Origin of the sequence: Natronococcus pandeyae, assembly GCF_008122205.1 — an archaeon.
In the GTDB taxonomy this organism is placed as follows: domain Archaea; phylum Halobacteriota; class Halobacteria; order Halobacteriales; family Natrialbaceae; genus Natronococcus; species Natronococcus pandeyae.
In genome coordinates this window covers 207,090-219,575 of record NZ_PHNJ01000001.1, presented here as the reverse complement: position 1 = coordinate 219,575, position 12,486 = coordinate 207,090, and the positions used below count along the sequence as shown (strand labels likewise).

The window sequence follows — 12,486 nt, the reverse complement described above, 5'->3', positions numbered from 1 at the left end:
AGTGACGGGCTTCTGAAACGGCGACGATGTCAGTTCGGATGTCGTTCGTTAGTTTCGGATACGACGAGTTTTGGTTGTAGGGGCAGACGGGCACTTCGTTGGAAGGGTGTCGGTAAGAGCCTTGTGTGGCCGAATTGATATGGCTCCTATGAACAGGGACGAACTGGTACAGTACCTCGACTTAGAGGGCGATGAAGTAGTTATGCGTCTGAATCTCATCATCACGTTGCTGTTGATCATCCTCTTTTTACTCATCTATCCGATCATCGGCGTGTATCTCGGACTCATCATCGTGGCCTTCTTCACCATCGTCGCCCTCGAGATATCGAGAGAAGAGTGAACTATCGAGCCCGCGGCCCGGATATCCGTCCTACCACTCTCACCGGAGCCGATCACGCAGTCGGCGCCACACCGCGTCCGAAACGTCCTGCTTCCGTTTGGCCATGAGCACTGCACCCTCGGCCTCACGACCGATCGCCTCGGGAACGTCGCCGACGAGGGCACGCCGCAGGAACCCACCCTCGGCCGCGCCGACGACGGTCACGTCGTGGTCGGCCGAGCGGTCGACGATCGTCTCGACGACTGGTCCCTCGAGGACGGTCTGCTCGACCGATTCGACGGCCCCCAGCGCGGGTGCCGTCCCGTTGAGGAGGTCCCGCGCTTCGGCGACGGTCGCCTCCTCGCGGTCAGGCACGACGGTCACGAGTTCGATCCGCGCGCCGTGGGCGCGGGCGAGCGCGCCGGCGGTTTCCGCGGCGAACTCGGTGTTGGGTCCGCCGGCGACGGGGACGAGCACCGACGAGACGGCCAGGCGGTCGCGATCGATCCGCTTGACGAGGACGTCACACGGCGCGTCAGCCAGCACGTCGTCGATGTAACTTCCGAGGACGATATCCCGCCGACGGGGCCGACCACGCCAGCCGAGCAGAATCACCCCGGCAGACTCGTCCGAGGCAACCCCGCAGATCCCGCTCGCGACGCTTCGTCCGAACCTGATTCGCCCGGTCGCCGAGATTCCGTAGCCGCGAACGCGTTCGACCGCGTCGTTGACGGTCGCTTCTTGTTTATCGACGTCGAACTGACTGCGAGCCTGCCCGAGCGACAGTTGCATCGGGACGGTGACCACGGTGAGCACGAGGATCTCGAGGTCTCGATCGGCGGCGATATCGACCGCGGTGTCGAGCAACCGATCCGCGGTTTCCGGGTTCGCGACGGGAACGAGCAAGCGATCGTCCGGCATAGGTAGTGTACGAAGACGGTCTACGCGAACCAACAAGTAGCCTCTCCCGACACGTAAAGCTCAAAGCGCTCTTTGAGCTTCAGGTAGTGTTATTTAATTGCCACGTGTGGGATTCCCTATGAATCGACGACAGTTCCTCGCAGGATCCGGTATCGCCGCTGTAACGACGACGGCCGGCTGCCTGACGAGTGCGTTCGGAAGCGACGACCCGGGATCGGCAACGCAGACCACCGACGCCGGCGACGACAACGAGATCGTCGTCAGCACCACCGGCGAGGCGACGGCCGAGCCCGACGCGGCGAGCCTCAGCGTCGGCGTCGAAGCGAGCGGCGACACCGCCGAGGCCGTCACCGACGAGTTAGCCGCCCAGGCCGACGCGCTCCGCGAGGCGTTCGACGAGCTCGAGATTCCCGACGAGAACGTCGAGGAAGGGCGGTATCGCGTCCACCCGCGGCGCGGTCGAGACGGCGAGACCGACGGCTACGAGGGCCGCCACTCGTTCCAGCTCACTATCGACGACGTGGACCGAATCGGCGAGATCATCGACGAGCTAACCGCCGCCGGAGCCGACGACGTCGGCCGAGTGACGTTCAGTCTGCAGGAGGAGACGCGCGACGAGATCCGCGACGAGGCGCTCGACGACGCCCTGGCGAACGCGGACGACGAGGCACAGCACATCGCCGACAACCGCGGCGTCACGATCACCGGCACGAAGTCGGTCGAGACCGGCGACGTTCGGCTGGATACGGTCTACCACGAGACCGACGACGTCGCCGCGGACGACGCCGCCGACGGGCCGCCGACGGAGATCGACGCCGACCCCGTGAGCGTCACCGCATCGGTAACCGTCGCCTACGGATTCGAGTGACGGTCCGTCTCCCTCCGTGAGTCGGGCGGTTCCTCGTTGTCGGCAGTCAGTCGGAGTCCTCGGCGATGAACTCCTCGTAAAAATCGTCGGAGAGGTGTCGACGCTCCCAGTCTCGCCGCTCGGACTCGTCGGTCCTCGTCCCCCAGAGTGCCAGCAGCGTGAGGAACGCTCCGAACCCGGGGACCATCACGATCACCGTCGTGAGAAGCGGTTCGACGACGAGCAGTCCGACGAACCGGTCGGCCAGTCCCGCGAGGTCCGGTCCGAAGAGCAGCCAGCGGCCGACGAACGGAGCGAGAAGGACGATCGCAACCGGGTAGACGAGGGTGTTCAGAACGGGGCCGCCGTAGCCGCGGACGAACGCGAGCGCGAAGTAGGCCCAGACGCAGATCGAACCGACGACCCCGCCGACGCGCTGTTGCTCGACGCTCGTCTCCGGCGCGAGCACCGAAAGGTCACCGTAGACGGCGACGACGGCGCCGAAGTAACCGAGACAGCAGACGACGACGGCGACGGCGACCGTCAGCACGTGTGCTAACCGGCTCTGCTCGTCGAAACTCGCGAGACCGAGCGGACGCTCCATCGCTCGAGCAAGCGCACGCCCGGCTGTTCAACGTTCCGGGTTCCGAGCGCGGTGAAAAAGACGGGGGAGCTAGTCGTCGGCAGGGACGGCTCGCTGGCTTCGATCGCCCGCCATCGCAAGGACGTCGTCGAAGAAGTCGAGGGTGTCCTCCGGGCCGGGGTTGGCTTCGGGGTGGTACTGGCGGGTGAGGACGTCGTACTCGACGCCGTCTAACCCCTCCGGCGTGTCGTCGTTGACGTTGATCTGAGAGACCTCGAGATGCTCTCCCGGCTCGTCGACCGTGTAGCCGTGGTTCTGAGTCGTCATGACGACTCGATCCGACTCGAGGTCGAGGACGGGCTGGTTGACGCCGCGGTGGCCGAACGCCATCTTCTCGGTGGTGCCACCGAGCGCGCGGGCGACGATCTGCTGGCCGAGACAGATGCCGGCGACCGGCGTCTCCTCGACGAACGCCTCGACGAGCGAGACGGCCTGCTCGTAGTTGGCCGGATCGCCGGGCCCGTTCGAAACGAACAGGATGTCGGGATCGATCGCCTCGACGTCCTCGACGCTCGTATCGTGTGGCAGGACGTGGACCGTCGCATCGCGGGCGACCAGCGAGTCGACGATCGAGCCCTTCGCGCCGCAGTCGACCAGGGCGACGGTCTCGCCGTCGTTGTCGGCGCCGCGGACGACGGGTTCGTCGACGCTGACCTGGGCGCCGATCTCCGTGTGTTCGCTCATTCCCTTGCAGGCCTCGAGTTCGTTCAGGGCGTCTTCCTTGGTGGCGTCCTCGCCGACGGCGATCCCACACTTCATCGCGCCGCCGTCACGAATGTCGGTGACGACTTCGCGGGTGTCGAGATGGTCGATGGCTGGAACGCCCTCGCTCTCGAGCCAGTCGGCGACGTCGTCGGTGAGTTCTCGCGCGAGCACGGCGCGCGGGTGGACGCGGTCGTCCTCGAATCGCTCCTCGCGGACGCCGTAGTTTCCGATCAGGGGGTACGAGAAGGTGAGGATCTGTTCCTCGTACGATGGATCGGTCAGACTTTCTTCGTAGCCCGTGTAGGCTGTCGTGAAAACGAGTTCGCCACGAGCGGTCCCCGGAGCACGACCACGTCCCTCGATCACGTGGCCACCCTCCAGCGCAACGTAGGCAGCTGTCATTACGAACTACGTATTGTATAGCCGGGCATAAGTGTTGCCTTCGAAGCTGAGTTACGAAATTCGTAATCGGTAAGTGCGAGTCGTTCGTACTTACGAATCTCTATGGACGAGCTGGACCGACAGATTCTCGATATGCTTCGGCGAGACGCCCGAACGCCGTACACGGAGATCGCCGACGAAGTCGGGACGAGCGAGGGAACCGTCCGAAACCGTGTCGAACGGATGATGGACGAGGACGTGATCGAACGGTTCACGATCTCGACGCACACCGGGAACGTCAAGGCGATGATCGAAGTCAGCGTCGCGGTCGACGTCGATACCAAGGGGATCTCGGAGCGAATGGCCGAGTGGGAGGAGGTCGACTTCGTCTGGATGGTCTCCGGCGAGCAGGACGTCGTACTCGTCGTCGACGCCGCCGACACCCGCGGCGTGAACGACCTCATCACGCAAGCTCGAGACCAGGAAGAGGTCGTGAGCACGAAGACACGGCTGATTCTGGACGAACAGCTCGGATAACGCGACCGTCGGCGATACCGCAGCCGAGGGAGACTCTCACGCTCGAGTCCGCGGCGTTAGCCGCGGATGGACACCGTCCCAAGGACGACGTCGATTCGGGTGGTACTCTCCGGTATGGCCGCTCGACTCGACAAACAGGCTCTGGCGGAGGTCGCCATCAGAGAGGTCGTTGCGGTCGGAATGGACACTCCGTTCCGCGAACCGATACTCGAGGGCGTCGAAAAAGGGACGGGGGCACCGGTGACGGAATCGCGACGCCTCCCGGTCGCTGTGGGTTTGCTCGCCACGAGCTTCGTGACCGGCTACTTTCTCGGCCGACGATCCACGCAGGAGTAGACGACGCTACTCAAGACGAGTCCTCTCCAGGCGGGGACCCCACGCCCGGCGTCGGCCGTTCGATCGCGTCGATCACTCGTTTTCGGCGGTGGATCGCCCGATATCCCCGTCGCAACAGCTGGTCGAATCTCGTCTGGGAGACGCGAGCGTCGACTCGCCCGTCGCGGATCGCTTCGACGAGCGCCGCGGGCGTGAGCCGCTCGGCGTCGACGACCGTGTACGCTCGCCCCACCTCGAACGGGTAGTGGGCGTCGCTGCCGCCGACCAGCGGGAGGTCCCGGCTCTCCGCCAGTTCCTGGACCAGCGGCCGCGATCGCGGGTGTTTCCCGTTGACCTCGATCGCGTCGAACGGGATCTCCTCGAGTTCGCGGACGGTACTGTTGCGAAACGGATGGGCGACGATCGCAGCACAGTCGCGCTCGTGGGCCAGATCGACGGCTTCGGCCGGGGTGAGCGCCCCCGGTTCCGTCTCCTCGGGCGGATCGGGACCGATCACGAGGACGTGCCCGCGGCTGGTCGTGATCTCGATTCCAGGGAGCGTGGCCACGTTCGCGGTCGATTCGAACGGCGTAAAGTAGTCGTGGTTCGTCGTCACGACCCCCTCGAGGCCGCGTCGCTCGGCCAACCACGCGAGCAGACGGACGCCGAGCGGATCGAACCGGTCACCGAGAGATCGGCGACCGTGGAAGAACCGCGTATGCGTGTGCAGATCGACGGCGTACATGGCTGAGCATACGCCGGGGAGGCCCTTTTGCGCACGCCCGGCATATACTGCGGCTATGGAATCGGACGGTGCGGGTCGACGCGTTCTCGTCCTCAATCCCGTGAGCGGGAGCGAAGATCACGTCGACGATATCGTCGAACTGGCGGCCGACCACGGCTTCGAGATTCGAAAGACCGAGGCGGTCGGCGACGCTCATCGATTGGCGCGCGAGGCCACGTCCGATGCCGACCTCGTCGCCGCGGCCGGCGGGGACGGAACCATCAACGAGGTCGTCAACGGCATCGCGGCTGCCGACGCGCTCGACACGACGACGCTCGCCGTCGTCCCCGCCGGGACGGGAAACAATTTCGCGGCGAACGTCGGCGTCGAAAGCATCGAGCACAGTTTCGCGGTGATCGAGGACGGTCAACGGCGGACGATCGACCTCGGAGTCGCGAACGACCGGTGGTTCGCCAATTCCTGCGTCGGCGGCGTCACCGCCGAGGCGAGCTGCGAAACGACCTCGGAGGGAAAACGCGAGTTTGGCGTGCTCGCGTACGTAAAGAACACCCTCGAGACGGTCAGGGAGTTCGAGTCGCTCCCGTTGCGCGTGACGACGGTCGAAGGCCCGGACGGGGAGGCGACGGAGTCGTGGGAAGGGAAAGCGATGTTCGTCCTCGTCGGGAACTGTCGGCGATTCACCGGGGCTCGGGCCGCACAGGCGAACGTCGAGGACGGCCTCTTCGAGGTCACGATCGTCGAAGACGCCGGAACCGTCGACCTGCTCGGGGAAGCGGCCCTCGAGGGGCTGTTCGGGCGCGACAGCACGCACATCGTCCGGCGTCGGGCGCCGTCGCTCACGGTCGAGAGCCTCCGCGATTCGGTCCAGTACAGTCTCGACGGCGAGATGCTCTCGACCGAAACGCTGCGCCTCGAAACGAACGCGAAGGCCCTCGGCGTCCTCGTCGGAGACAGCTACCGATCGAATCCCGACGACGACGATCGGTGGCCGTTCAACGGACAGCGGTAACCGATCGCTGCAGCCGTCGGACCAGACGAAAAGACGATACTGGTTTCAAGACCCTCTACAATTGTGAGGACATGAGCACGCAAGAGGACGATCACTCCCACGAAAACGCAAAGCAGGATGTGATCGCCGTCGACGGAGACGACACCGAACTCGATCTCGTCAACCGACTCGAGGCCCACACCGGCGACGGTATCCGCCACCGGGCCTTCACCTCGCTCGTCTTCGACCAGGACAACAACATTCTGCTGGCCCAGCGCGCCCCCGGCAAGCGCCTCTGGGGTACCTACTGGGACGGTACCGTCGCCTCCCACCCCGTCCAGGGACAGAGCCAGGAGGAGGCGACCAAGCAGCGACTCGAGGAGGAACTCGGAATCACGCCCGACCAGTACGACGACGTGCGGCTGACCGACCGCTTCGAGTACAAGCGCTACTTCGAGAACGCGGGCGTCGAGCACGAGGTCTGTGCCGTCCTGAAGCTGACGCTGTCGGACCGAACTCTCGATCCGGACGAGGAGGAGGTCGCCGGCCTGATGTGGGTCCCCTACGAGCGCCTGCACTCGAACCCCGAGTGGTACCGACAGCTTCGTCTCTGTCCGTGGTTCGAGATCGCGATGCGTCGCGATCACCAATAGCACGGGCCGATCGGGAGGGTATCGTTCAAACTCGCTCGGTTCTGGAGAGCGTCATCGCTCGGGCGATGACGTACAGCAGAGCGTTGGCACCCCCCAGGAACAGCACGAACTCGCCGAGAAATCGCGAAACGATCCCGATCGGACTACTCGAATCGACGAAGACGGCGTACAGCAGCGGTCCGGCGGCGATCAGCGACCAGACGGCCAGTAGTTTACCTATCGGAATCGCTTCTGCGAGGAGATTCGAGGTATCGAGCGTCTCACGTCGACTGTCTTCTCCGTTCATATTCAGTAAAATCAGTCGGTGGTGTGACCATTGTTTCTATAGCGATGCGTCCGTCCGGCGGATCAGCACGGACCGGTGTTCGTCGTCTGTGCTTCGACCTCCGTCGACCACCGTAGTCCGGTACCACTCTCGAGATCGGGAATGAGAACGGAACTTCGGAGGACTGAATAGCCGATGATATCGGTGACGTCCCGTTCGCTACAGCCGACGAATCGGACCGAGTACTCGCCCGCGTCGCCGGGCGAGTAATCACCGGGACCGATCTGACCGTTGTCGACGTACGTCGCACCGGAGATACCGAACCCGACCGGACCAGCAGTCCCCTCGACGCCGATACTGACGTACTCGCCGTCGAGAGTTTCCGACGTCCTCGGATCCCGGTCCGATAGTTCGACGTTGGTATTACGAACGTCGAGGTGGCTGTCCATATGGGTCGTTTTCGGGTCGCCGTGCCAGAATCGGTGCTGACCCTCCGATTTCGAGTAGTGCTCGAAAACGTATACGTAGCGGCCATCCCCATCCGTTACTCGATTGCCGGAGTCATCGACCGCTTCCAGCAGGGTCATCGTATGATCCGTCTCGGCGATCGTCGCATCCGTCTGATCCGAATCGACATCGTACTCGTGCTCCCAGTGATCGACGTAGGACAAGTTGTCCTCGTCGCCGACCGTCAGCGCGTCAAATTCACTCCCGAGCTGTCGTTCGAGTCGCCGTTCGCGTTCGGCTCGCTTTCGCTCGTACCGTTCCCTCGGAGCACCGTTCTCGGAAGTCAATTCGGTGCGCCGGGATGCAGAGCCGTACAGTTTCCGTTGTGGTCCTTGTTCTGAACCGTTCCGACCGTCTCCAGCCGACGCAGCGGTCGTACTCGTTCCGACGAGCGATCCCGAAATCGCGAGTCCTTTCAATACGGTCCGTCGGTTCGCAGTCGATATTTTCTCCAACATCGATAATTCATTTATACCAGTATGTTATTATGTTAATCTTAGATATATTTATCAGATACAGATAGATCCCACGGTAGGTGAGAGATTCACCGGACGATGCGCTCCAGCGGAGCGGTATAACTCGAAACCGATCGCCGTCACTAGTCGCCCGGTTCCCTACGAGCGGCGGCCAACTCCCGCACTTCCGGGTCCGGCCGCTGCGTCGGAGACGGCTCTCGGTCCTCGCCTTCATAGGGAAAGGAGAGTCAAACACCGTCGAGACTCAAACCGTGCTAGTAGACGTCCTCTCAAAGCGAAGCGCAGTCCTCGAAGCGCTTACCGAAGAGCCGAAGACGAAACCGGAATTGGTGAAGTCGCTGTCCGTTTCGCGGTCTACCGTCGATCGGGCGATCTCCGAACTCCGCGGAGTGGACTGCATCCATCGCTCCGGATCCGCGTACCGGTCGACCGAGATCGGACGAATCGCGCTCGAGGAGTACGCGTCGTACACCGACCGAATGCAGTCGCTGGAAGAAGCGACACCGGTTATCAAAAGCCTCCCGCGCGATAGCGTGACGCCGGGTCTCTTCTCTCGGGAAGCGTCCGTCGAGACCGCAAACCCGAGACGGCCGCTCCACATCTTCGACCGCCTATCGGCCGTTCTCGAATCCGCGAAGCGATTTCGCGGAACCGTTCCCGTCGCATTAGCGCCGTACTTCGAGGTGATACGCACGTCCGCGGCGGAACACGGTATCGACGTCGAACTCACCGTCGACGCTGTCCTTTACGACGATCTCCAGACCGAAAGCCGAACGTCGATCGAACGGCTCGAGCGCTCGAAGACGGTTCGTCTCGTCACGTCCGACGTCGCGACCTCGTACGCGGTCTGGATCGCCGAAACGAGCACGCAAACGTACGCGGGGATTATCGTCTACGATCAGGGACGCGTCGAAGGAATGATCGTAAACAGCACGCCCGCTGCCACGGAGTGGGCGCTGAATCAGTACCGGGAGTTCAAGAAGCGAGGGGAGAGCGGATAGCCGACGCGACGCACCGTTCGGTTTCTCGTGTCGATCCCTCCACCGTCGAACGGGAGACTCAGGGCCGCGTCGTCGCCCAGACCGCCGTCAGCGCGAGCAAGACGGCGGGGGCGAGTGGCAACACGATCAGCGCGAACAGGTAGTCCGTCGCCGGCGGCCACAGCAGAATCGTAAGCGGCGAGACGACGAACGCGAAGACGATGACGCCGACGAGTGTCCATCCCCGCCAGTCGAATTCGCGGTCGGTCGCCGCCGGGTGGATCGGCTCGTCGACCCAGTCGTCCCCGTCGGTATCGGCCTCGCCGCCCTCTTGCCGTTCGCCGTCCTCGAAGGCCGCGGGATCGTGAACGTAGCCGCCGTCGTCGCTCGAGGTCACACGCGTGAGTTACGAGTCCGTGGCCAAAGCACTCACGGTTCCGGGACCGACGCCCGGAGGACGTTGCGGGCGCTACAGTTCGCTGTCGGGACGGACGGCGACTTTGCCGAAGCCCTCGCGGGACTCGATGATCTCGTGGGCGCGTGGGGTCTCACTCATCGGCAAGACCTCACGGATCGCGGGCTCGAAGGTGCCGTCCCAGACGAGTTCCATCACGTCGTCGACCTGACCCGGCGTCCCCATGGTGGAGCCGATGATCTGGAGCTGGTTCCAGAAGATCCGCGGAATGTCTGTCTCGGGGTTTCCGCCGGCTGTCCCGCCGCAAGTGACGAGGCGGCCGTTCTTCGCGAGGCTCTTGATCGAGTCGCGCCAGGTGCCGGCGCCGATGTAGTCGACGACGACGTCGACCCCACGGCCGCCGGTCTCGCTGCGGACCCACTCCGCGAAGTTCTGTTGTTCGTAGTTGACGACGTGGTCCGCGCCGAGTTCGCGTGCGTGCTCGAGCTTCGCCTCCGTGCTGCCGGTAGCGTACACCTCCGCGCCCGCGTAGTCGGCGATCTGGACGGCTGCGTGTCCGACGCCGCCGCTGGCACCCAGGACGAGCACCTTCTCGCCGGCCTCGAGATCCGCACGGTCGATCAACAGCCGCCAGGCGGTCTGGAAGACGAGCGAGGTCGAGCCGGCGGTGATCCAGTCGACGTGCTCGGGTACCGGGATCAGGTTGTCCTCCGGAATCGCGGCGTACTCGGAGTGGACGCCGGTGACGTGTTCGCCGATCAGGTGGAAGTTGATGCAGAGCGTCGGATCGCCGTCACGACAGAACTCGCAGTCACCGCAGTTGACGCCCGCCGTGAGCGCGACGCGGTCACCTGGTTCGAAGCGCGTGACGGCCTCCCCGACGTCCTCGACGACGCCGGCGGCGTCGCTGCCCGGCACGTGGGGCATCTCGAGGTCGAGCGTCGGCAGTCCGCGGCGAACCCAGACGTCGAGGTGGTTGAGCGCGCCGGCTTTTACGTCGACCAGCACCTCGTCGCGGTCCACTTCGGGGTCGGGATAGTCGCCGTACTCGATGACGTCGGTATCGCCGTGCTCGGTGACTTTGACCGCTTGCATACACGTCGGTCGACGGAAAGCACGAGCATAACAGTTGGGTCGACGGAGTGTCATCGACGACAAACGATACGTCCGGTTTGCCAGCGTTTTACCCGCTACCGCTCCAACGAAGGGTATGACCGAATCGAACGAGGAGGCCGGACCGATCGGTGGGCCGATCGGGACCGGTCTCATAACTGTCGCGACGAATCGCTCCATCGACACCGGCGCTGCCGGCGGCGAGATCGCCACGTTCCTCGGGGAGAACGGCTGCGAGGTCGTCATTCAGGAACACATCGACTCCGACTACGACAAGGTCCAGTCGGTCGTCTCCCGACTTGTCGACCGTGACGACGTCGACCTGATCGTCACCAGCGGCGGAACCAGTATCGAACCCGACGACGTCACTCTCGAGGCCGTCGGTCCGCTGATCGAAAAGAACCTTACCGCCTTCAGCGAGCTGTTCACGACGCTCGCCTACGAGAAGTTCGGGACGCAGGTCATCGCCGCACGGGCCCTCGCGGGTGTCGCCGAGGAGGTGCCGGTATTCTGTCTTCCCGGCAACCGCGACGCGGTCCGGCTCGGCCTCGAGGAGATCATCCTGCCGGAGGCGCGCCACCTCGTGACCCTCGCACACAGTGAGACGACCGAGGAGTCGACCGAGATGGAAACTGGCGCCGCCGGGAGCGGGGAGAACGATGTCGACGAGTGACGGGGACGGCCCCGACGGGAAGGAACGGATCCGCGAACGCGTCTGGAACGACCTCGAGGACAGCGGCGTCGCCCGCTTTCCGTTTCCACCCCACGGCCGAATACCCAACTTCGCCGGCGCCGAGGACGCCGCCGACCGGCTGGCCGACCAGTCCGAGTGGGAGGCGGCGGAAACGGTCAAGGCGAACCCCGACGCGCCACAGCTTCCGGTCCGTCGGCGCGCGCTCCGCGAGGGGAAGACCGTCTACATGGCCGTCCCGCGGCTCAGCGACGAGCGATGCTTCCTGAAACTCGATCCCGACGTCCTCGAGGATTACGACGCGGCGACGACCGTTTCGGGCTCGTCGGAACACGGGGAACAGGTCGGTCCGGAAGCGGTCGACGAGATCGATCTCATCGTCTCCGGGAGCGTTGCGGTAACCGATGGGGGAGATCGAATCGGGAAAGGCGAGGGGTATAGCGACCTCGAGTACGCCGTGCTCCGGGACCTCGGACTCGTCGACGAGACGACGCCGGTCGCCACGACGGTCCACGAACGACAACTGGTCGACGACGACGTCGCGACCGGTGATCACGACGTCTCGATGGATCTGATCGTCACACCCGAGCGCGTGCGTCGGCCGCCCGACCGGGAGCAGCCGTCCGGCATCGACTGGGATCTGCTCACGGACGAACGACTCGAGGAAATTCCAGTTCTGGAGCGGATTCGAGACCGGTAGCTGCTCGTCGAGCGCTGGAACTGACGCGGCACTGGCCGTCGTCGAGACTCGTTGGGAGTAGTAGTGAAGCCATACTGGGACACGACCCGGTGTCCCTGTGCAGAATCGCGAGCGGCGACGCGGGCCGGTGCAGGGACCCGCGTCACCGATCAAGCGGATAACGGTATGGCAATGGTGGGGGGAAGGGTGCTGTGGTGGGGTTGCTGGAAGTCACGGGTTGGCAGATGGGTGCCACTTGGTGGGGTCTGCCCGTCGACCTCCATCTATCCATACCGCCGGGAACTA

Annotated in this window: 17 protein-coding genes; 9 read left to right on the top strand and 8 right to left on the bottom strand. The window is 64.3% G+C overall.

Features of this window, described 5'->3' with window-relative positions:
* The first annotated feature begins 148 nt into the window (after nucleotides 1-148).
* The gene (locus CV102_RS01135) at nucleotides 149-340 is read left to right on the top strand and encodes a hypothetical protein (RefSeq protein WP_148855971.1); all 192 of its coding nucleotides are present in this window, start codon (nucleotides 149-151) and stop codon (nucleotides 338-340) included.
* Nucleotides 341-379: 39 nt separating this feature from the next.
* Here CV102_RS01135 and CV102_RS01130 read toward each other — a convergent pair whose 3' ends face one another.
* Nucleotides 380-1,240, bottom strand: coding sequence for a universal stress protein (locus CV102_RS01130; RefSeq protein WP_148855969.1), 861 nt, complete (start codon nucleotides 1,238-1,240; stop codon nucleotides 380-382).
* 118 nt (nucleotides 1,241-1,358) lie between these two features.
* Between CV102_RS01130 and CV102_RS01125 the strand changes: the two genes are divergently transcribed.
* The gene (locus CV102_RS01125) at nucleotides 1,359-2,108 is read left to right on the top strand and encodes an SIMPL domain-containing protein (RefSeq protein ID WP_148855967.1); all 750 of its coding nucleotides are present in this window, start codon (nucleotides 1,359-1,361) and stop codon (nucleotides 2,106-2,108) included.
* 46 nt (nucleotides 2,109-2,154) lie between these two features.
* On the opposite strand, the gene CV102_RS01120 is transcribed toward CV102_RS01125, so the two are convergent.
* Both CV102_RS01120 and carA read right to left on the bottom strand, forming a co-directional pair.
* Nucleotides 2,155-2,691, bottom strand: a complete 537-nt coding sequence (locus CV102_RS01120) for a hypothetical protein (RefSeq protein WP_148855965.1) — start codon at nucleotides 2,689-2,691, stop codon at nucleotides 2,155-2,157.
* A gap of 69 nt (nucleotides 2,692-2,760) precedes the next feature.
* Entirely contained in the window at nucleotides 2,761-3,837 is a 1,077-nt protein-coding gene (gene carA, locus CV102_RS01115; RefSeq protein WP_148855963.1) for a glutamine-hydrolyzing carbamoyl-phosphate synthase small subunit, read from the bottom strand.
* Between the two features lie 102 nt (nucleotides 3,838-3,939).
* On the opposite strand from carA, the gene CV102_RS01110 reads away from it, so the two are divergent.
* Nucleotides 3,940-4,353: an Lrp/AsnC family transcriptional regulator gene (locus CV102_RS01110; protein ID WP_148855961.1), complete on the top strand. Its 414-nt coding sequence runs from the start codon at nucleotides 3,940-3,942 to the stop codon at nucleotides 4,351-4,353.
* Between the two features lie 114 nt (nucleotides 4,354-4,467).
* On the top strand, nucleotides 4,468-4,689 hold the full coding sequence (locus tag CV102_RS01105) for a hypothetical protein (protein WP_148855959.1): 222 nt from the start codon (nucleotides 4,468-4,470) through the stop codon (nucleotides 4,687-4,689).
* Nucleotides 4,690-4,699: 10 nt separating this feature from the next.
* On the opposite strand, the gene CV102_RS01100 is transcribed toward CV102_RS01105, so the two are convergent.
* On the bottom strand, nucleotides 4,700-5,413 hold the full coding sequence (locus tag CV102_RS01100) for a PHP domain-containing protein (protein WP_148855957.1): 714 nt from the start codon (nucleotides 5,411-5,413) through the stop codon (nucleotides 4,700-4,702).
* Nucleotides 5,414-5,468: 55 nt separating this feature from the next.
* On the opposite strand from CV102_RS01100, the gene CV102_RS01095 reads away from it, so the two are divergent.
* Both CV102_RS01095 and CV102_RS01090 read left to right on the top strand, forming a co-directional pair.
* Nucleotides 5,469-6,422, top strand: coding sequence for a diacylglycerol/lipid kinase family protein (locus CV102_RS01095; RefSeq protein ID WP_148855955.1), 954 nt, complete (start codon nucleotides 5,469-5,471; stop codon nucleotides 6,420-6,422).
* A 71-nt stretch (nucleotides 6,423-6,493) separates the two neighbouring features.
* The gene (locus CV102_RS01090; protein WP_148855953.1) at nucleotides 6,494-7,054 is read left to right on the top strand and encodes an NUDIX hydrolase; all 561 of its coding nucleotides are present in this window, start codon (nucleotides 6,494-6,496) and stop codon (nucleotides 7,052-7,054) included.
* Between the two features lie 25 nt (nucleotides 7,055-7,079).
* Here CV102_RS01090 and CV102_RS01085 read toward each other — a convergent pair whose 3' ends face one another.
* Both CV102_RS01085 and CV102_RS01080 read right to left on the bottom strand, forming a co-directional pair.
* Nucleotides 7,080-7,340 carry a hypothetical protein gene (locus CV102_RS01085; RefSeq protein ID WP_148855951.1) on the bottom strand — a complete coding sequence of 87 codons (261 nt, stop codon included), beginning with the start codon at nucleotides 7,338-7,340 and terminating at the stop codon, nucleotides 7,080-7,082.
* A gap of 62 nt (nucleotides 7,341-7,402) precedes the next feature.
* Nucleotides 7,403-8,113: a hypothetical protein gene (locus CV102_RS01080; protein ID WP_148855949.1), complete on the bottom strand. Its 711-nt coding sequence runs from the start codon at nucleotides 8,111-8,113 to the stop codon at nucleotides 7,403-7,405.
* Between the two features lie 440 nt (nucleotides 8,114-8,553).
* On the opposite strand from CV102_RS01080, the gene CV102_RS01075 reads away from it, so the two are divergent.
* Entirely contained in the window at nucleotides 8,554-9,303 is a 750-nt protein-coding gene (locus CV102_RS01075; protein ID WP_148855947.1) for a helix-turn-helix transcriptional regulator, read from the top strand.
* Nucleotides 9,304-9,361: 58 nt separating this feature from the next.
* Here CV102_RS01075 and CV102_RS01070 read toward each other — a convergent pair whose 3' ends face one another.
* Both CV102_RS01070 and CV102_RS01065 read right to left on the bottom strand, forming a co-directional pair.
* On the bottom strand, nucleotides 9,362-9,679 hold the full coding sequence (locus CV102_RS01070; protein ID WP_148855945.1) for a hypothetical protein: 318 nt from the start codon (nucleotides 9,677-9,679) through the stop codon (nucleotides 9,362-9,364).
* A 72-nt stretch (nucleotides 9,680-9,751) separates the two neighbouring features.
* Nucleotides 9,752-10,792: a zinc-binding dehydrogenase gene (locus CV102_RS01065; protein WP_148855944.1), complete on the bottom strand. Its 1,041-nt coding sequence runs from the start codon at nucleotides 10,790-10,792 to the stop codon at nucleotides 9,752-9,754.
* 115 nt (nucleotides 10,793-10,907) lie between these two features.
* Here CV102_RS01065 and CV102_RS01060 point away from each other — a divergent pair, with 115 nt between their 5' ends.
* Both CV102_RS01060 and CV102_RS01055 read left to right on the top strand, forming a co-directional pair.
* Nucleotides 10,908-11,483 carry a MogA/MoaB family molybdenum cofactor biosynthesis protein gene (locus CV102_RS01060; RefSeq protein WP_148855942.1) on the top strand — a complete coding sequence of 192 codons (576 nt, stop codon included), beginning with the start codon at nucleotides 10,908-10,910 and terminating at the stop codon, nucleotides 11,481-11,483.
* On the top strand, nucleotides 11,470-12,201 hold the full coding sequence (locus CV102_RS01055) for a 5-formyltetrahydrofolate cyclo-ligase (protein ID WP_148855940.1): 732 nt from the start codon (nucleotides 11,470-11,472) through the stop codon (nucleotides 12,199-12,201). The genes CV102_RS01060 and CV102_RS01055 overlap by 14 nt, the downstream gene beginning before the upstream one ends.
* Nucleotides 12,202-12,486: the final 285 nt, after the last annotated feature.

Coding starts and splice junctions, on each gene's coding strand:
- CV102_RS01135 (WP_148855971.1), top strand. CDS start 149: ATGAACAGGGACGAACTGGTACAGTACCTCGACTTAGAGGGCGATGAA.
- CV102_RS01130 (WP_148855969.1), bottom strand. CDS start 1,240: ATGCCGGACGATCGCTTGCTCGTTCCCGTCGCGAACCCGGAAACCGCG.
- CV102_RS01125 (WP_148855967.1), top strand. CDS start 1,359: ATGAATCGACGACAGTTCCTCGCAGGATCCGGTATCGCCGCTGTAACG.
- CV102_RS01120 (WP_148855965.1), bottom strand. CDS start 2,691: ATGGAGCGTCCGCTCGGTCTCGCGAGTTTCGACGAGCAGAGCCGGTTA.
- carA (WP_148855963.1), bottom strand. CDS start 3,837: ATGACAGCTGCCTACGTTGCGCTGGAGGGTGGCCACGTGATCGAGGGA.
- CV102_RS01110 (WP_148855961.1), top strand. CDS start 3,940: ATGGACGAGCTGGACCGACAGATTCTCGATATGCTTCGGCGAGACGCC.
- CV102_RS01105 (WP_148855959.1), top strand. CDS start 4,468: ATGGCCGCTCGACTCGACAAACAGGCTCTGGCGGAGGTCGCCATCAGA.
- CV102_RS01100 (WP_148855957.1), bottom strand. CDS start 5,413: ATGTACGCCGTCGATCTGCACACGCATACGCGGTTCTTCCACGGTCGC.
- CV102_RS01095 (WP_148855955.1), top strand. CDS start 5,469: ATGGAATCGGACGGTGCGGGTCGACGCGTTCTCGTCCTCAATCCCGTG.
- CV102_RS01090 (WP_148855953.1), top strand. CDS start 6,494: ATGAGCACGCAAGAGGACGATCACTCCCACGAAAACGCAAAGCAGGAT.
- CV102_RS01085 (WP_148855951.1), bottom strand. CDS start 7,340: ATGAACGGAGAAGACAGTCGACGTGAGACGCTCGATACCTCGAATCTC.
- CV102_RS01065 (WP_148855944.1), bottom strand. CDS start 10,792: ATGCAAGCGGTCAAAGTCACCGAGCACGGCGATACCGACGTCATCGAG.
- CV102_RS01060 (WP_148855942.1), top strand. CDS start 10,908: ATGACCGAATCGAACGAGGAGGCCGGACCGATCGGTGGGCCGATCGGG.
- CV102_RS01055 (WP_148855940.1), top strand. CDS start 11,470: ATGTCGACGAGTGACGGGGACGGCCCCGACGGGAAGGAACGGATCCGC.